This is a genomic window from Mesorhizobium sp. P2_E9 (assembly GCF_056403815.1).
Map to the genome: position 1 here is coordinate 100150 of NZ_JBFUET010000003.1, position 18173 is coordinate 118322.

At 62.7% G+C, this 18173-nt stretch carries 19 protein-coding genes; 10 read left to right on the top strand and 9 right to left on the bottom strand.

Annotated elements, in window-relative coordinates; genetic code table 11:
- Positions 1-5: 5 nt before the first annotated feature.
- The 7 genes from AC1D05_RS06515 to AC1D05_RS06545 form a co-directional block, all read right to left on the bottom strand.
- Entirely contained in the window at positions 6-275 is a 270-nt protein-coding gene (locus tag AC1D05_RS06515) for a hypothetical protein (protein ID WP_477439314.1), read from the bottom strand.
- 364 nt (positions 276-639) lie between these two features.
- Complete coding sequence (locus tag AC1D05_RS06520; protein WP_477439316.1) at positions 640-2751, bottom strand: vWA domain-containing protein; 2112 nt, start codon at positions 2749-2751, stop codon at positions 640-642.
- Between the two features lie 2 nt (positions 2752-2753).
- On the bottom strand, positions 2754-3314 hold the full coding sequence (locus tag AC1D05_RS06525) for an RNA polymerase sigma factor (protein ID WP_477439928.1): 561 nt from the start codon (positions 3312-3314) through the stop codon (positions 2754-2756).
- 77 nt (positions 3315-3391) lie between these two features.
- Complete coding sequence (locus AC1D05_RS06530) at positions 3392-4570, bottom strand: BaiN/RdsA family NAD(P)/FAD-dependent oxidoreductase (protein WP_477439318.1); 1179 nt, start codon at positions 4568-4570, stop codon at positions 3392-3394.
- 112 nt (positions 4571-4682) lie between these two features.
- Positions 4683-5420, bottom strand: coding sequence for a dienelactone hydrolase family protein (locus AC1D05_RS06535; protein ID WP_477439320.1), 738 nt, complete (start codon positions 5418-5420; stop codon positions 4683-4685).
- Positions 5421-5525: 105 nt separating this feature from the next.
- Positions 5526-6197, bottom strand: a complete 672-nt coding sequence (locus AC1D05_RS06540; protein WP_477439322.1) for a hypothetical protein — start codon at positions 6195-6197, stop codon at positions 5526-5528.
- 104 nt (positions 6198-6301) lie between these two features.
- Complete coding sequence (locus AC1D05_RS06545; protein ID WP_477439324.1) at positions 6302-7876, bottom strand: trimethylamine methyltransferase family protein; 1575 nt, start codon at positions 7874-7876, stop codon at positions 6302-6304.
- Positions 7877-8165: 289 nt separating this feature from the next.
- Between AC1D05_RS06545 and AC1D05_RS06550 the strand changes: the two genes are divergently transcribed.
- Positions 8166-8864, top strand: coding sequence for a corrinoid protein (locus tag AC1D05_RS06550; RefSeq protein ID WP_172227924.1), 699 nt, complete (start codon positions 8166-8168; stop codon positions 8862-8864).
- Between the two features lie 85 nt (positions 8865-8949).
- On the opposite strand, the gene AC1D05_RS06555 is transcribed toward AC1D05_RS06550, so the two are convergent.
- A complete protein-coding gene (locus tag AC1D05_RS06555) occupies positions 8950-9087 on the bottom strand; it encodes an EncA/B family entericidin (protein ID WP_172227922.1) in 138 nt (45 codons plus the stop codon).
- 65 nt (positions 9088-9152) lie between these two features.
- Here AC1D05_RS06555 and AC1D05_RS06560 point away from each other — a divergent pair, with 65 nt between their 5' ends.
- Positions 9153-9782 carry a DUF1638 domain-containing protein gene (locus AC1D05_RS06560; RefSeq protein ID WP_477439326.1) on the top strand — a complete coding sequence of 210 codons (630 nt, stop codon included), beginning with the start codon at positions 9153-9155 and terminating at the stop codon, positions 9780-9782.
- A 6-nt stretch (positions 9783-9788) separates the two neighbouring features.
- On the opposite strand, the gene AC1D05_RS06565 is transcribed toward AC1D05_RS06560, so the two are convergent.
- Positions 9789-10712, bottom strand: a complete 924-nt coding sequence (locus AC1D05_RS06565; protein WP_477439328.1) for an NAD-dependent epimerase/dehydratase family protein — start codon at positions 10710-10712, stop codon at positions 9789-9791.
- A 154-nt stretch (positions 10713-10866) separates the two neighbouring features.
- Between AC1D05_RS06565 and AC1D05_RS06570 the strand changes: the two genes are divergently transcribed.
- The 8 genes from AC1D05_RS06570 to AC1D05_RS06605 all read left to right on the top strand — a co-directional run bounded on the left by AC1D05_RS06570 (position 10867) and on the right by AC1D05_RS06605 (position 18003).
- Positions 10867-11442, top strand: a complete 576-nt coding sequence (locus AC1D05_RS06570) for a DUF4893 domain-containing protein (protein ID WP_477439330.1) — start codon at positions 10867-10869, stop codon at positions 11440-11442.
- 51 nt (positions 11443-11493) lie between these two features.
- Positions 11494-12315 carry a formyl transferase gene (locus AC1D05_RS06575; protein ID WP_477439332.1) on the top strand — a complete coding sequence of 274 codons (822 nt, stop codon included), beginning with the start codon at positions 11494-11496 and terminating at the stop codon, positions 12313-12315.
- Between the two features lie 203 nt (positions 12316-12518).
- Positions 12519-12821 carry a virulence factor gene (locus AC1D05_RS06580; RefSeq protein ID WP_227346844.1) on the top strand — a complete coding sequence of 101 codons (303 nt, stop codon included), beginning with the start codon at positions 12519-12521 and terminating at the stop codon, positions 12819-12821.
- Positions 12814-13410 (top strand): methylenetetrahydrofolate reductase C-terminal domain-containing protein, encoded by a 597-nt coding sequence (locus AC1D05_RS06585; RefSeq protein ID WP_477439334.1) that lies wholly within the window; start codon positions 12814-12816, stop codon positions 13408-13410. Before AC1D05_RS06580 ends, AC1D05_RS06585 begins: the two co-directional genes overlap by 8 nt.
- Positions 13407-14498, top strand: coding sequence for a methylenetetrahydrofolate reductase (locus AC1D05_RS06590; protein ID WP_172227910.1), 1092 nt, complete (start codon positions 13407-13409; stop codon positions 14496-14498). Before AC1D05_RS06585 ends, AC1D05_RS06590 begins: the two co-directional genes overlap by 4 nt.
- 76 nt (positions 14499-14574) lie before the next feature.
- Positions 14575-15549, top strand: a complete 975-nt coding sequence (locus AC1D05_RS06595) for a methyltetrahydrofolate cobalamin methyltransferase (RefSeq protein ID WP_477439336.1) — start codon at positions 14575-14577, stop codon at positions 15547-15549.
- Between the two features lie 10 nt (positions 15550-15559).
- On the top strand, positions 15560-17629 hold the full coding sequence (locus tag AC1D05_RS06600) for an ASKHA domain-containing protein (protein WP_477439338.1): 2070 nt from the start codon (positions 15560-15562) through the stop codon (positions 17627-17629).
- Between the two features lie 188 nt (positions 17630-17817).
- Positions 17818-18003, top strand: coding sequence for a hypothetical protein (locus tag AC1D05_RS06605; RefSeq protein WP_477439340.1), 186 nt, complete (start codon positions 17818-17820; stop codon positions 18001-18003).
- Positions 18004-18173: the final 170 nt, after the last annotated feature.

Here is an 18173-nt window from a genome sequence, read left to right on the forward strand (position 1 = left end):
TTTGATTATTCGCTGTTGTCGGCGTAGCTCGACTGCGCCGACTTGAAGTCGACCACGTTGTCGCCGCGCATCGTCATCAGCGCGCCGGATGACGCCGGATCGCTGATCTGTTCCAACATTGCTCGGAAGCGGTCGTTGGTCAGCGCCGACATGGCAGTGTTACGCGCCTGCGCGACATCGTCGCTGATGCGCCTGGATTCGGATGATGGGGCCGACGAAACCGACGAAGCGTCTCGTGCCGGCGGTATCGAGTTGGCGATAGTCCTGATCTGCAATTCCGGCTCCCTCAAGCCCCGTAGACCTGTCCGGTGTAACAAGAGGACATTGCGATCCGGTACCGGAAATGCCGCGAAGTTTAACGATCATGCGGGTATCGCCGTCCCGAGGATCCGTTGAGATTCAGGTCAGGCCGAGCCGAAAACGATGGGTTCCGAGAACCGGAGCGGAGCGTACTTTTGGGTACGTGAGCACCGGAAGCACAGGAAACCATAGTTTGCAGGCCGGCCTCACCTGAATATCAATGGATCCGAAAAAAAGGCCGGCAAGGGAATGATCCCTCGCCGGCCTGCCTCACCCGCCCGTAGGCCGGTTTCCCGTATCAGAACGATCCCATCTGAAAGAAACCGGCCGTCATCGCCACTACCGGTTACCGCCCAGCGCCGAGGCAAGGCGCACAAGCGAAAGGAACTCGGACCTGTACCCAAACGGGTCGGCTCCTCGGGCGGCAGTGGCAATCTCCATGATCTTGTCGTAACCGAACTTCGCGGTCGCATCCTCGTCGCGCAGCTTCTGGCCGAAGGCCGCGACGGCGACGGAGAAACGCTGGTCGGTGCTGGCCTGGTCGAACGACGCCACCTCGTTGGCCGATGTCACAGGCGTGGTGATCAGCTTCGAGATGTCTTCATTCGGCAGCTTGTAGCGGATCTTGACGAAGGCATATTCATCCGCATTGGCGACGCCGCCATTGTTGACCGTCGCCTGGCCATAGCGTAGCGGGTCGATCTGCTCGCCGCCGCTGCCCTTCGGCGTGACCTCGTAGATCGCGGTGACCGAATGGCCCGAGCCGATATCGCCGGCATCGACGCGGTCATTGTTGAAGTCCTCGCGGTTGAGCGCCCGGGTCTCGTAGCCGATCAGGCGGTATTCGGAGACCTTGTTCGGGTTGAACTCGACCTGAATCTTCACATCCTTGGCGATCGGGAACAGCGTCGAGGAGGCATCCTCGACCAGCACCTTCTCCGCCTCGGCCAGCGTATCGATATAGGCGGCGGTGCCGTTGCCGTTCTGGGCAATGGTCTGCATCATCTGGTCGTTCAGATTGTCGTGGCCGAAGCCGAACACCGACAGGAAGACACCGCTCTTGCGCTCCTGTTCGATCAGGCGCTTGAGATCATCGTCGTCGCTCTGGCCAACATTGAAGTCACCATCGGTGGCCAGCATCACCCGGTTGACGCCGTCCTTGACGAAGGATTGCTGGGCAAGCTTGTAGGCCTCCTTGATGCCGGCCTCGCCGGCGGTCGAGCCACCGGGCGTCAGATTGTCGATGGCGTTGAAGATCTTGTCCTTCTCGGCAGCCTTGGTCGGCATCAGCACGGTGCCGGCTTCACCGGCATAGGTGACGATCGAGATCGTGTCGTCGGCCTTCAGCTTGCTGACCAGCAGCCGGAATGCCGATTTGAGCAGCGGCAGCTTGTCCGGCTCGTCCATCGAGCCCGAGACGTCGATCAGGAACACCAGATTGGCCTTCGGCTGCTCGGTCGGCTTGATGTCGAAGCCCTTGATAGCGACATGCATCAGCTTGGTGTGCGCGTTCCACGGCGTCGGCATGACGCTGACGGTCGAGTTGAACGGCGTCGACGCCGAATCCGGCCCCTTCCAGTCATAGGGGAAGTAATTGATCATCTCCTCGACGCGCACCGTGTCGGCCTGCGGCACCGAGCCTTCCTTCAACGAACGGCGCACGAAGGAATAGGAGGCGGTGTCGACGTCGATCGAGAAGGTCGAGATCGGCTCTTCGAGTGCCGCATGCACCGGATTGGTCTTGACGCCCTCGATGCGGTTGCGGTTTTCCTCTTGCGGCGCGATCTGATCCGCCGGTGCCACGGCGGACTGCGGCGCCATCAGTTTGGACTCGGCAGCCGGCATGCGGGCGACCCGCGATGTGCTGGGCGCGTTTACTGTTCCATCCAGCGCGAACTCACCCGTCGGCGCCGGCGGTGCCGGCTCGGTCACCACCCCGCGCTCCGCCGCAGTTTGCTGAGCGACGCCACCGGCCTGGGCCGATTCGGATTTGGGCGGCGAAGCCGGCGCTACAAGCGCATCGGTCGCGTCGCGGCTTTCTACATCCGCGTCGGCTTTCTTGTCCTTCTCCAACCCGGTCGGAACCGGCTTCGGCTCGGCCGGCTTCAAAGTCGCCGGCTTGTCGGCCAGCGTCTCGGTGATCTTTTCGTCGCCGCCGAATTTGGGCGGCTGTTCCCTCAGCAGATGAAAGGTGGCGTATCCGGCGATCGGCAGGGCGACGAGCCCGGCAATGGCCGGCGTGGCAATGAGTTTCTTTTGCATGATCTCGCTCCAGAGCTTTTGTGCTCGCTCTGTGAGACGAAGGCCGCCGACCGATCCTTGGGTGACGGCAGAAATATTTTCCTGATCATAGGCGCGCAGGGCGGCTTCGAAAGCGCGCGCCTTCGCGCTCTCGCCCGGTGCCGGTGCTGCGATATCGCGCAGTCTGTTGAGTTCGTTGTCGTCGACCATGGTCACACTTCCCCGGCCGAGCGCATCAGCGTCTTCAGCCGTTTCTTCGCTTCATGGATGTGCCAGGAAACCGTCGTCTCCGAGATCGCCATCGCTTCGGCGGCAGCCGCGTGGCTCAAGCCCTCGCCATAGACAAGCAGCACGGCGTCGCGCTGCTTGTCCGGCAGCTGCCGCACCGCCGCCCACAGCGCCTCGGCCGGATCCTCGCTCTCGGCCGGCGCCTCGCCGGAAATCAGCGCGTGGACACCGTAGGCTTCGGTCCTCACCGTCTCGCGGGCGGTCTTGCGCATCATGTCGCGCGCCGCGTTCATCGTCACGGAATAGAGCCATGTCGTGAAAGCGCCGCCACCGCGGTAATCGCGGATCGCCTTGCCGAGCCGGACGCAGACTTCCTGGGCGATGTCTTCAGCATCGGCCTTCTTGCCGCACCAGCGATAGGCGGCGCGATAGACGAAGTCGTAGTGGCGCTCCAGCAATTTGCCGAAGGCCCCCCTGTCTCCGCCCTTCGCCCGCCCGATCAGTTCGGCGTCGGAGGCTTCGCTCTCATCCAGCATCATCGCCATCATTTGCCTGTTGGACGAAGGCTAATGGCTAATCCTTGGGGTGATGCAAAGTTTTTTTCGAATTGGCGCTTTCGACCTTACGCCGCCTGCCCCGCCACCCAGCCCGACGACCACGCCCACTGGAAATTATAGCCACCCAGCCAGCCGGTGACATCGACGACTTCGCCGATGAAGAACAGGCCCGGCAGGGATTTCGCCTGCATCGTCTTCTGGTCCAGTGCGTTGGTGTCGACCCCGCCCAACGTCACTTCGGCGGTGCGGTAGCCTTCCGAACCGGCCGGCTTGATGCGCCAGTCGTTGACCGCGGCGTCGACCGTTTTAATCTGGGCATCCGAAAAATCGGCAAGGTTGCCGTCGAACCCGGTGCGCTCCGCGATCGACTGTGCAAGCCGTTTCGGCAGGTGATTTGCGAGCACTGTCTGCACCGCCTGCCGTCCATTGGCGCGCTTGCCTGTGCGGATGACGTCCGCCACATCGATCCCGGGCAGCATGGCGATGCGGATTTCGTCGCCCTCGCGCCAATAGGATGAGATCTGCAGGATGGATGGCCCGCTGACGCCGCGATGCGTGAACAGCATGGCCTCTGAAAAGCGCGTCTTGCCACAGCTGACTTCCGCGTCGACTGCGTTGCCGGCCAAGGGCGCCAGCCGCTCGAGCGTTTTGGCATCGAAAGTCAGCGGCACCAACGCCGGCCGCGTCTCGACAATGGCAAGTCCAAACCGCTCGGCGACCTCGTAGCCGAAACCCGTTGCGCCCATCTTGGGGATCGACTTGCCGCCGCACGCCACCACCAGGGACTGGCAAGTGACCGTACCGGTGGAGAGGGTGAGCTCGAACCCCTCCATGGTTTTTCTGATATCCCTGACCTCGGCGGAGAGCGCCAGCTCGACGCCCCTGCCCTGCATTTCCGAGACCAGCATGTCGATGATCTGGCGCGCGGAGCCGTCGCAGAACAGTTGCCCCAACGTCTTCTCGTGATAGGCAATCTTATGCCGTTCGACCAACGCGATGAAGTCGCGCTGTGTGTAGCGGCTGAGCGCCGAGATGCAGAAATGCGGATTGCCCGAGATAAAGTTCTTCGGGCTGGCGTGGATGTTGGTGAAATTGCAGCGGCCACCGCCTGAGATACGGATCTTGTCGCCAGGCGCTGCCGCGTGATCGAGGATCAGCACCGAACGGCCCCGCTTGGCAGCCTCCATAGCGCACATCATTCCGGCGGCGCCAGCGCCGATGATCACGACATCGTAGGATTGCATCAGGCCAGTTGTTCCCGCTCGGCCCCCGCTCAATTCGGGGGGCCGTCCTTCAGGCTGCCTGATACCGCGAACGGGTCGGGTCGCCAACAGGCAAGAACAGCCGTGCGAAAACTCAGACCAGCGTCTCGGCGAACAGCGCCGTCAATCGCCTCCAATGGCGCTCGGCGCCGGCTTCGTTGTAGACGCTGTGGTCGGGCACGCACCAGCCATGTGCCATGCCGACATAATTCTCCAGCACATGATCGACCTCTGCTTCCCTGAACGCCTCGGCCAATCGCGTCGACTGCTCCGGCGGGAAACTCCTGTCGACGCCCGCCATGCCGACATAGACACGCGCCTTGATGGACGCGGCGTGGCGATACGGGCTGTCGGCGGCATCGCTGGCGAGATTGCCACCGTGGAAACTGGCGGCGGCCTTGATCCGGTCGGGATAGGCTGCGACTGCGTTCAACGCGCGCGCGCCGCCCATGCAATAGCCGACGGTGCCGATCGGACCCGTAACACCTTCGCCGGCGAGCGCTTCGAGAAAGGCCGCGCTATCGCTGATGGTCATTTCTTGCGTCGTCCCGGTGACCAGCGCCATCAGCGCTGCCTTGGTCTTTTCCTCGGTGAAGGCGGTCTTGGCGTCGAACGGACCATAGGGCGCATTGCGATGGAAGAGATCGGGCACCAGCACCGCATAGCCCTCGCTCGCCAGCCGCTCGGCCATGCCGTCGAGCGCCGGGCGCGGACCAAAGGCATCCTGATAGAGAATGACACCGGCCTTGGCCGGGGAGGTCTTGGCCGATCGGAACAGGCCCGCCTTGGCTGTACCATCACGGGTCTTGATCTGAAGGTCCTGCTTCGTCATTGCCTGCTCCGTTTGTCAGATGCGCGATACATATCCGCGCGGCCTGCCACGGCAAGGCATTCCCTAGAGATGGCCGTCAACATTTCGTGCAGGATCGCGTGACGACTACGGGCCGGCGAATGCCGCCATATGGAAGGCCTGAACATCAGGCGGATAGCGATATTCCGTGCCATAGGGGCAGGCATTGCGATCGAGGCAGCCACCGCTCCGGCACGGTTCGCCATTCGCCCCCCGCACATGCGCCAGGCAGGCCGGGTAGGCGAATCCTTCGATGGAATAGGCGTCGACCGGACACGATTTCAGGCAAGGTCTGTCGACACAGGCGTCGCAAAGGTGGATTGCCTCGCCCCGCTCCGGAAGCGCGATCTCGTCCTCGAACAGCAGCGCACCGCGATAGGCATGCCAAAGTCCGTATTGCGGATGCATGAGGATGCCGAGTGGCGACGGTTTTAACCCCTCCGCCCGCATCGCCCATTGCTGGAACGGCAAATAGGGCTTGTCCGAGGGCGAAACCGCGCGCGCGCCAAATGCCTGCGCAACATCACCGATGACCTCTCGCGACCAGCTGTCGAGTGGATTGGCGATTTGCTGCGGCTGGTTTTCGCGCCAGCGCAGGAAATGCGGCCAGGGTGCCGTCCCCGCCTGCCCCACCAGCAGCACGGATTTGGCGGAAGCGCCCGAGGCGCCATGAGGGGCGTCCTCGTTCTCAGGAAAAACAAAACCACCCCGCAGGATGAGGCCGTTGGCGCCGAGCGCGGCCGTGATCTCTTCGATCATGCCTCGCGCAATCATCCCTTCTTGTCCGGATCGGAGAAGGCGCTCCGCCAGACTTCCTTGTGGATGATGTTGGCGACTTTAGCCCCGCCTGACTCGGGCTCCTTTCAAGTGAAGGCGTCGGGCATCGACCCCTTCTTCTTGGCGATGAAGTCCTTCAGCGCTTCGTCGATGCTCGGATCGAGATAAGGCGCCTCGTAGGTTTCCAGCCAGCGGCGGGCGAGTTCGTTGGCGCGCTGCGGCGCGGTCTTCTCGCCCTCGGCCAGCCACTGTTCGTAGGAATTGTTGTCGGCAATGTTGGAGCGGTAGAAGGCGGTCTGGAAATTCGCCTGGGTGTGGTCGCAGCCGAGATAGTGGCTGCCCGGCCCGACCTGGCGGATGGCGTCCATCGCCTGGCCGTTCTCCGACAGGTCGACGCCTTCGGAGAATTTCTGCGTCATGCCGAGCTGGTCGATGTCCATCATGAATTTTTCATAGCAGGACGCCAGCCCGCCCTCGAGCCAGCCGGCCGAATGCAGCACGAAATTGGTGCCGGCAAGGATCGTCGAGTTCAGCGTGTTGGCGCTCTCATAGGCCGCCTGCGCGTCCGGAACCTTGGACGCGCAGAGCGAACCGCCGGTGCGGAACGGCAGGCCGAGACGGCGTGCGAGCTGCGCCGCGCCATAGGACACCAGCGACGGTTCCGGCGTGCCGAAGGTCGGCGCACCCGACTGCATCGAGATCGACGAGGCGAAGGTGCCGAACAGCACCGGCGCGCCCGGCCGGATGAGCTGCGTGAACGAGGCGCCGGCCAGCACTTCGGCCAGAACCTGCGTCAGCGTGCCGGCGACCGTCACCGGGCTCATCGCGCCGGCCAGGATGAACGGCGTGACGATGCAGGCCTGGTTGTGGCGCGAATAGACTTTGAGCGCGCCAAGCATGGTCTCGTCGAACACCATCGGCGAGTTGGCGTTGATCAGGCTGGTCAGCACCGTGTTGTTTTCGACGAAATCGTCGCCGAACACGAGCTTGGCCATCGCCACCGTGTCCTCGGCGCGCTCCGGTGCGGTCACCGAGCCCATGAACGGCTTGTCGGAATATTTGATGTGGCTGTAGATCATGTCGAGATGGCGCTTGTTGACCGGCACATCGACCGGCTCGCAGACCGTGCCACCCGAATGGTGGATCGACGGCGCCATGTAGGCGAGCTTCACGAAATTCTGGAAATCCTCGATCGTCGCGTAGCGCCTGACACCGTCGAGATCGCGCACGAAGGGCGGGCCGTAAACCGGCGCGAAGACAGTGGCGTTGCCGCCGATCTGCACCGAGCGTTCCGAATTGCGGGCATGCTGGGTGTAGACGGACGGCGCGGTCTTCAGCAGCGACCTGCAAAGTCCCTTCGGGAAATGCACGCGCTCGCCCTTGACGTCGGCGCCGGCCTCTTTCCACAGCTGCAGCGCTTCGGCGTCGTCACGGAAGATGATGCCGATCTCTTCCAGAACCGTGTCGGTGTTCTTCTCGATCAGCGCCAGGCCCTCCTCGTCGAGCACCTCATAGACGTTGATCTTGCGCTTGATGTAGGTGAGTTGCGTGCCGGGGCCACCGCCGGAGCGCGCGGCGCGCCTTGCCGCCGCGCCGCCGCTGGCAGCGCGTCCACGCCGTGCGTTTGACGCTTCCTGGTCGACTGCCGCGTGTTCGCTCATGATCGCTCTTCCCTGAATATGGCCTGGCCTGACGATGGCTGGTCCGTAACCGTTGCGGCCGCGTGGCGCGGCTTTCGCCGGATCGTAGCCATGCACCCTATTCGAAACGGCCCGTCCGCGCCAACGCCTGTCGCAAAATCGACAAGAAAACCAATAGATTTTCCAGTCGCTTTCCTTTTGTGGGAAGTCGCAAATCAGCTATGGATACCCGCCCGTTGCGGGTTAGGTATGAACGCCAATATTTTGTGCCTTGCGACGCAGTCGCGATGCCGTGAGGAGCTGGATTAAAATGTCCGACGACGAGATCATCCTTTCTGAACTTTCCGACGACGAGTTGGTGCAGCAGATGCACGACGATCTCTATGACGGGCTGAAGGAAGAGATCGAGGAAGGCACCAACATCCTGCTGGAGCGCGGCTGGGTGCCTTATAAGGTGCTGACCGAAGCGCTGGTCGAAGGCATGCGCATCGTCGGCGAGGATTTTCGCGACGGCATCCTGTTCGTTCCCGAAGTGCTGCTGTCGGCCAACGCCATGAAGGCCGGCATGTTCATCCTGCGTCCGCTGCTCGCCGCCACCGGCGCGCCCAAGCAGGGCAAGATGGTGATCGGCACCGTCAAGGGCGACATCCACGACATCGGCAAGAACCTCGTCGGCATGATGATGGAAGGCGCCGGCTTCGACGTCATCGATCTCGGCATCAACAATGCGGTCGAGAAATATCTCGATGCGATCGAAAAGCACCAGCCCGACATCATCGGCATGTCGGCGCTTTTGACCACGACCATGCCCTACATGAAGGTCGTCATCGACACGATGAAGGAAAAGGGCATCCGCGACGACTACGTCGTGCTGGTTGGCGGCGCGCCGCTCAACGAGGAATTCGGCAAGGCCGTCGGCGCCGACGCCTATTGCCGCGATGCCGCGGTGGCGGTCGAGACCGCCAAGGACTTCATGAAGCGCAAGCACAACGTCCGCGCTTCGGCCTGACCCAAGGCATCAGGATGGACCGACAAGAAAAGCCGCGCCTTGCAGCGCGGCTTTTTTGTTCCCAGATGATGGACGAGGCTGCCGATCAGTTGGCGACAGTGTCCTTGACCGCCCTGGCTGTCGATTTGACATCCTTGCCGACGCCGCGAACGGTGTTCGCGCAAGCGGAAAGGGCCAGGGCACAGGCAAGAATGGCAATCGGTGCGATGCGTAGCAGTTTCATGGACGGTGTCTCCCTCAACAGATAAGTTAGCCCCACAGCAACGAAGGCCCGCTTTGACTGGTTCCATGGCCAAGACACAGAAAACGAAACCGAATCAAGCAGACAGGCTGCTGGTCATCGCCTGCGGGATGATTGCGCGCGAGGTCTTGGCCGTCAAGGAACAGCTCGGCCTCAGTCACCTCGAATTGACCTGTCTGCCGGCGGAGTTTCATTTCTATCCCGACCGCATCGCGCCCGCCATGGACAAGGCGATCGAGAAGGCCAAGGCGGAGGGATACGAGCACATTTTCGTCGGCTATGCCGATTGCGGCACCGGCGGCCTGCTTGACCGCGTCCTGGAGAAGCATGGCGTCGAGCGCATGGCCGGACCGCATTGCTTCGCCTTCTATCAAGGCATGGAGGCCTACGCGAAAATCGCCGACGACGACATGATGTCCTTCTACATGACGGACTTCCTGTGCCGTCAGTTCGATGCCTTCTTCATGAAGCCGCTAGGCCTCGACAAGCACCCGGAGCTGATCAAGGACTATTTTGGCAATTACGAGAAGCTGATCTACCTCGCCCAGACCGACGATCCGGAACTCGACAAGGTTGCGGAAAAGGCAGCAAGCCTGCTCGGCCTCGCCTATGAGCGGCGCCCGACCGGCTATGGCGACCTGACGGCCGGGATGGCGCAAGCGGCCGCGCACGCCTGACGACTCCTAGGAGACGCTCTCCTCAGCCCGCAATTGTGCCAGCACATCGGCAAAACTCGTCTTGCAGACAAAACCCAGCCGGTCTCTCGCCCGCGACGCGTCATAGACCCGGTCGATGGAGGAAAACATCGTCCAGCCCTTTCGCGCGTAGAGTGCTGGAAAGTCCGGGTAATAGCGCGCGACGACCGATGGCGCGTCTCTGATCAGCGCATCGCGGTCGTCGGGCTGAAACGGAGTCGGCGCACAGATGATAAACGTGTCGAAGCCGAGAAGCGGCGCCCTCTCCAGCGCAGCGATATGAGCCTGCGCCGCATCTTCCACCGTCAACCGCCGGAACAAAAACTCGTTCGCCTTGGTGTTGGCATCCGATTGTTCGATCGCATGCGCCATGTCGTCGGCTTCGGGAAAGAAGCGGGCCGTGCGCAGCACGACCACCGGCAGGCCGTGCTGAAGATGGTAGAGACGGCAGAGATGTTCGGCCGAAAGCTTGGTCACGCCATAGATGTTGCGCGGCTCGGGCGACATCGCCTCCGTCAACCAGGCGGCCGTGCGCGCGCCGCCTTTGAACCCGTCGCGTATCGCTTGCGAGATCATCAGCGAAGTGGTCGAGGTGAAGACGAAGCGCTGCACGCCGATCGCCACCGCCGCGTCGAGCAGGTTCAACGTGCCCTGCACGTTGGTGGCGACGAAATCGCTGTTGGCGCTGCTCTCTATATTGGGCTTGTGCAGCGCGCCGCTGTGAATGATCGCTTCGATACCATTATCTCCGACCGCCCGCATGACCAGGTCACGATCAGCAATCGAGCCAACAATGTGCGTCTCCGTTGATGGAGCGGGATCGAGCCCGATCACCTCGTGACCAAGGCTGCGCAGTCGCGGCGCCAGCGCGCTGCCCAGCCAACCCGACGATCCCGTGAGCAAGATTCGCATGCGTCACACCATGATTTTTGACGGTGACGCTGTTAAGCACGGATGACAGGCGCGAGCGACCCGGTAAAGTCAGGCATTAGCCGGCAGGGGCGCCGCTCCAGACATTAACTGCCATTTTTATCGACTGCCATTTTAGAGATTCAGGGAGTTCCAGATGATCCTTCGTCCCCTTTTCGCCGCCATCGGCCTGCTCTGCTGCACCCTGCCCGCTCTTGCCGACGGCGCGGTGCAGAAGCTGATCACGCCGGCCGACAAAGCCCGCCTCGACAAATATGGTGAGACGCGCAAGGCAGCCCTTGCCGAGGCGAAGGCCGGCGACCCAGCCGAGGTCAAGCAGCTCGATGCCTTGCTGGCCAAGCCGCTGGTGTCGTTCTCCGACAAGGACCTGACTGGCAACTGGCAGTGCCGCACCATCAAGGCGGGTGGCTTGAGCCCGCTCGTCATCTATGGCTGGTTCAAATGCAAGGTGACCGACGATGGCTCCGGCTGGCGGCTGGAAAAGATCAGCGGCTCGCAGCGAACCCAGGGCCGCTTTTTCGACGACAACGAGAAGCGCGCGATCTATCTCGGCTCCGGCTCCGTCAACGACGATCGGGCAAAACCCTATGGCAGCGGCCCGCAAACCGACCAGGTCGGTTATGCCTTCCGCACCGGCGCCAAGGAATGGCGCATCGAACTGCCCGCGCCCTATTACGAATCGAAGCTCGACATCATCGAGTTCAAGCGCTGAGCGTGGTCATCAAGATTTAACCCCAATCCGGCACAAATTCCTGCCAGCAGCATGCGGCAGGCGGCCGCGTGCAAGGCAGGGAAGTGGGCAATGTCTTCACCGGGTGGAAACAGCGCGCCGATCGTCGTCGTGACCGGCGGCGGCCAGCATGTCTGGGCTATGATCAACGCAATCGCCGATCGCGTTGGTCGTGTCAGCGTCGTCCTCGAAACCCCTGAATCCAAAAAGCAATTGCTGCGTGGTCGGGCTCGCCGCCAGGGCTGGATCTCGGCCATGGGCCAGCTTGGCACGATGGTGTTGAGCAGGCTGGGCAAACGGCTCCTCGCTGACCATGCCGAGCGGTTGATTGCAGAGGAGAAGCTGGAGGTCGAGCCCCGACCGGGCCAGGAGATCATCCAAGTAGCCTCGGCCAATGGGCTTGAATGTCTGCAGGCGATCCAGAAAATCCAGCCAGGCGTGGTGCTGCTCAACGGTTGCCGACTGATCTCGGCCGAGATGCTGAGCAAAATGCCCTGCCCCGTGCTCAACTACCATGCGGGCATCACGCCGAAATATCGCGGCATGAATGGCGGCTATTGGGCTCTGGTATCCGGCGATGTGCAGAATTTCGGCACGACTGTCCACCTCGTCGACGCTGGCGTCGACACCGGTGGCGTGCTGAAGCAGGCGCGCGGCAGATCGAAAAAAGGCGACACTATCTCAAGTCACGCGCTACGCCAGACGGCGTTCTCGCGCGACATCTGCGTCGAGGCCGTCCGCGATGCACTGGCAGGAAAACTGACGACGATCGATCCCGGCCTGCCTTCGAAACTGTGGTATCATCCGACGATCTGGTTCTACGTCTGGACCGGCCTCAGAACCGGAATCTGGTAGGTTTTTTCAGCCCGGAACCGCATAAGACGCGACGGCCTTTTTGGCACGTCGACCCTGCCGCCGGCACACATCGCAAACGAATAAACGCACCTTTCATTTTACGACATTGAAATGCGTCGCTTTTGAATGCGCGCGCGTCGTCCCATAACAAGCGGCCCCACGGCGCATGCGGCAATGCTCGATAGTTCGAGGAGCGAGAATTCATGGCCGATCTTATCGTCGTCTACTGGCGCGACATCCCTGCCCAGGTCATCGTCAAGAAGGGCCGGCAAAACGCCAAGCGCGAACTGCCGCTGCGCTTCACCGAGGCCATCGACATGTGCGCCATGCGCACCGGCGCCGGCGGCACCGACGACTATCTCGCCGAATGGCGCAAGGCCGATCCGATTCCGGTCGGCGACGATCTCGAAGCCGAAGTCGAAAAGGCTTTTCAGGACCTCGACACGAAATATGACCGCGAGCGGCTGGTCGCTCTGGTCAAGGCGGGCGGAAAAGAAAATGTCTGATCCACAACCGGCGGTTACCCAGGCCACTCAGGTCAAGAAGGCAGCGCCGAAATCCGACTACAAGCCGGCCGACGTGTCGCCGCAGCGGCGCGTGCAGCGCTCGTTTGCGATCAGGCTGTGGTCGGTCCGCCATTCGCGCCTGCTCGAATGGTTTTATGCCCGTTTTGCCGACATGTTTCTGTTGCTCCACCCGCTTTGGAAAGGCCTTGGCTATGGGCGCGTCGAGGCCCCCATCAAGTTCGTCGAAAAACGCGTAAAAGGCTTCATGTTCGACTGCCGCATGTGCGGCCAGTGCATCCTGTCCTCGACCGGCATGTCGTGCCCGATGAATTGCCCCAAGCAGCTGCGGAATGGACCCTGCGGCGGTGTGCGCGCCAATGGCAATTGCGAGGTCGAGCCCGATATGCCCTGCGTCTGGGTCAAGGCCTGGGAAGGCTCGCAGAACATGGTCAACTCAGACAAGATCCTGACCGTGCAGAAACCTGTCGACCAGTCTTTGCGCGAAACCTCAGCCTGGCTGCGGGTCACCGCGCAGGCGGCGGCAGCCCGTGAAGCCGCGGCCGCGCCAAAGACCGGAGCCGCCGCATGATCGGCCGTCAACGCGACGAAAACCCGGCCGGCATTGATCTGCCGCTCGATCCCCTGCCCGGCCATTCTTCGCGCGGCCGGCTGGAGCGCGTGCTGCGGCGCGGTGAATTCGCGGTGACGACCGAGCTCAATCCCCCAGACAGTGCCGACCCGGAAGACGTCTACAACAGGGCGAAGATTTTCGATGGCTGGGTCGACGCCATCAATGCGGTCGATGCCTCGGGCGCCAACTGCCACATGTCGTCGGTCGGCATCTGCGCGCTTTTGACCCGCATGGGCTATGCGCCGATCATGCAGATCGCCTGCCGCGACAAGAACCGCATCGCCATCCAGGGCGACGTGCTGGGCGGCGCGGCCATGGGCGTCGCCAATATGCTGTGCCTGACCGGCGACGGTGTGCAGGCGGGCGACCAGCCCGGCGCCAAGCCGGTGTTCGACCTCGATTCCATGTCGCTGCTCGAAACCGTCCGCATCATGCGCGACAACGGCAAGTTCCTGTCCGGCCGCAAGTTGACGACCCCGCCGCAGGTCTTCCTGGGTGCTGCCGTCAACCCGTTCGCGCCGCCCTTCGACTTTCGCCCGATCCATCTCGGCAAGAAGATCGCCGCCGGCGCGCAGTTCGTGCAGACCCAGTATTGTTTCGACGTGCCGATGTTCAGGACCTTCATGCAGAAGGCGCGCGATCTCGGCCACACCGAAAAAGTGTTCGTGCTGTGCGGCGTCGGCCCGCTCGCCTCGGCCAAGACGGCCAAGTGGATCCGCAACAACGTGCCGGGCATCCACATCCCGGACGCTATCATCAAGCGGCTGGAAGGCGCGCAGGACCAGAAGAAGGAAGGCAAGCAGCTCTGCATCGACATCATTAATGAGGTGAAGGAAATCCCCGGTATCTCGGGCATCCATGTGATGGCCTATCGCCAGGAGGAATATGTCGCCGAGATCGTCGATGAATCGGGCGTGCTGAAGGGCCGCCAGCCGTGGAAGCGCGAGATCCGTCGCGACGACCAGATGGTTGCCGACCGACTCGACCACATACTGCACGACGAGATTACCGAAACACAGGTGGACATGGTAAAGACCGCGCACTGAGCGCGGCCCAACCAGACCCTGGAACGAAACCAGAGACGATATAAAGAAGCACTTTATATCAAGGCGGAGAGACTTCATGACCCGGACCATCGTCGCCTCGGCGACACGAGAGATCATCATCGGCTTCGACCAGCCCTTCTGCGTCATCGGCGAGCGCATCAACCCGACCGGTCGCAAGAAGCTCGCCGCCGAGATGATCGCCGGCAATTTCGAAACCGTGATCAGGGACGCGCTGGAACAGGCCGCCTGCGGCGCCACCATGCTCGACGTCAACGCCGGCGTCACCTCGGTCAACCCGAACGAGACCGAACCCGGCCTTCTCGTGCAGACGCTGGAGATCGTGCAGGGGCTGGTCGACCTGCCGCTGTCCATCGATAGCTCGGTGACCGCCGCGATCGAAGCGGCGCTGAAGGTCGCCAAGGGCCGCCCGCTGGTCAACTCCGTCACCGGCGAGGAAGAAAAACTCGAAGCCATCCTGCCGCTGGTCAAGAAATACAACGTCCCGGTCGTCGCCATCTCCAACGACGAGACCGGCATTTCGATGGATCCGGACGTGCGCTTTGCCGTTGCCAAGAAGATCGTGCAGCGTTGCGCCGATTTCGGCATTCCCGCGCACGACGTCGTCGTCGATCCGCTGGTCATGCCGATCGGTGCGCTGGGCGATGCCGGGCGCCAGGTCTTTGCGCTGCTGCGCCGCTTGCGCGAAGAGCTCAAGGTCAACACCACCTGCGGCCTGTCCAACATTTCGTTCGGCCTGCCGCATCGCCACGGCATCAATGCCGCCTTCATCCCGATGGTGATCGGCGCCGGCATGACCTCGGCGATCATGAACCCGGTGCGTCCGCAGGAAATGGAAGCCGTGCGCGGGGCCAATGTGCTCAACGGCACCGACGAGAACTGCACCAACTGGATCCGCACCTACAAGGACTACAAGCCGGCCGAAGGTGGCCAGGCAGTTGCGGCACCGACGCAGGTCAATGCACCGGGCGACGGCGCCGCCAACGGCGGCCGCCGCCGCGGCGGCCGTGAAGCCCGGATGGGTCGGGGATAAGCGCGCAATCGTGAATTCACCTGCCAACATCACCGATCCGCTCGTGCTATTCATGCCGTCAGGCAAGCGCGGGCGGTTTCCCGTCGGCACGCCCGTGCTCGATGCCGCGCGCCAGCTTGGCGTCTATGTCGAGAGCGTGTGCGGCGGCCGTGCCACCTGCGGACGCTGTCAGATCGAGGTGCAGGAAGGCAATTTCGCCAAGCACAAGATCGTCTCCTCCAACGACCACATTTCGCCCAAGGGACCCAAGGAAGAGCGCTACGAACGCGTGCGCGGCTTGCCCGAACGGCGCCGCCTTTCCTGCTCGGCGCAGATCCTCGGCGACCTCGTCATCGACGTGCCGCAGGATACGGTCATCAATGCGCAGACCATCCGCAAGGATGCCGACACCAGGGTGATCGCCCGCGATACGGCGATCCGCATGTGCTATGTCGAGATCGAAGAGCCCGACATGCACAAGCCGCTCGGCGATCTCGACCGGCTGAAGATCGCGCTGATGAAGGATTGGGGCTTTAAAAACCTCGAATTCGATTTCTACCTGCTGCCGCAGGTGCAGGGCATCCTGCGCAAGGGCACCTGGACCGCCACCGCCGCCATCCACAAGGATGCCGACAGCGACATCGCGCGGGTCATTGCCTTGTGGCCGGGCCTCAAGAACGAGGCCTATGGGCTGGCCTGCGACATCGGCTCGACCACCATCGCCATGCATCTGGTGTCGCTGCTGTCGGGCCGCGTCGCCGCCTCCTCCGGCACCTCGAATCCGCAGATCCGCTTCGGCGAGGATCTGATGAGCCGCGTCTCCTATGTGATGATGAACCCGGACGGCCGCGAAGGCATGACGGTGGCCGTGCGCGAGGCGATCTCCAGCCTCGTCGACAAGGTCTGTGCGGAAGGCAATGTCCAGCGCAACGACATCCTGGATTCCGTCTTCGTCGGCAATCCGATCATGCACCATCTGTTCCTCGGCATCGATCCGACCGAACTCGGCGGCGCCCCCTTCGCGCTCGCCGTCTCGGGCGCGGTGCGCATCAAGGCCTCCGACATCGGCCTGAAGCTCAACCAGGGCGCGCGCCTCTATATGTTGCCTTGCATCGCCGGCCATGTCGGCGCTGACGCGGCGGCGGTCACGCTGTCGGAAGGTCCGCATCGCCAGGACGAGATGATGCTGATCGTCGACGTCGGCACCAATGCCGAGATCGTGCTTGGCAATCGCACGCGCGTAGTCGCGGCCTCCTCGCCAACCGGACCGGCCTTTGAAGGCGCCGAAATCTCCGGCGGCCAGCGCGCCGCGCCCGGCGCCATCGAGCGCGTGCGCATCGATCCCGAGACGCTGGAACCAAAGTACCGGGTCATCGGCTCCGAGCTGTGGTCCGACGAACCGGGCTTCCTCGACAGCGTGCAGGCGACCGGCGTCACCGGCATCTGCGGCTCCGGCATCATCGAGATCGTGGCGGAGATGTATCTCGCCGGCATCATCTCGGAGGACGGCGTCGTCGACGGCTCACTGTCCGCGCGCTCGCCGCGAGTTATCGCCAACGGCCGCACCTTCTCCTATGTGCTGAAGGAAGGCGAGCCGAAGATCACCATCACCCAGACCGACGTGCGCGCCATCCAGCTCGCCAAGGCAGCGCTTTATGCCGGCACCAAGCTTTTGATGGAAAAGCAGAACACCGAGCATGTCGACCGCATCCATTTCGCCGGCGCCTTCGGCTCCTTCATCGATCCGAAATACGCCATGGTGCTGGGCCTGATCCCCGATTGCGACCTCGACAAGGTTTCGGCCGTCGGCAACGCCGCTGGTGCCGGTGCACGCATGGCGCTGCTCAATCGTGGCTATCGCCGCGAAATCGAGGAGACGGTGAGCCAGATCGAAAAGATCGAGACCGCGCTGGAGCCAAAATTCCAGGAGCATTTCGTCTACGCCATGGCGCTGCCCAACAAGGTCGATCCGTTCCCGAAACTGTCGGCGGCGGTGAAACTGCCGCCGCGCAAGACGGTTAGCGAGGACGGTGTCGCCGGCGACGCCGCCCCGCGCCGCCGCTCGCGCGAAGGCCACGCGGCAAGACGCAGCCGGGAATAGAAGCGACCTTCACAGGTCGCCTCGAATCTCAACTCATTTGCATGCAAATGTTTCCGGATCGAACCGATCCGGAAACCGAAACGCTGTTTTCGCGAAATCCATCCGATACATGGCAGGCGCATTTACCCCGCATCGAACGGCGGCCGAAGATAGACCTCGGCCGAGGCCGTTCTTCAAGGGAGATGAAAATGTCGATGTTCGGAAATCTCGGTCGCTTCGGTGCGGCCATCAGGCAGACCCATGCCAGGAACAAGGCGATCCGCGCGCTGAACAGCCTGCCGGCGCATGTCCAGAAGGACATCGGCTGGCCGGCTTCTCCGCCCAGCGACCCGCAGGCCGCGCTCACCTCGCTGCTTCTGGGTACGTCGCGCTGATGAGCTTCGCCGACAAATGCAAATTGCTCGGCAAGCGCCGGGGGTCTCGCACGTCCCCGGCGGCAACCAGCAACCAGCTGCGCGCGGCACTTTTGCCGCGCCGCTGACCACGGCGGCGCGGATCACAGCGCCGTGTGGACACTGCGTAAAACTTGACTTTCTCGGCCAAG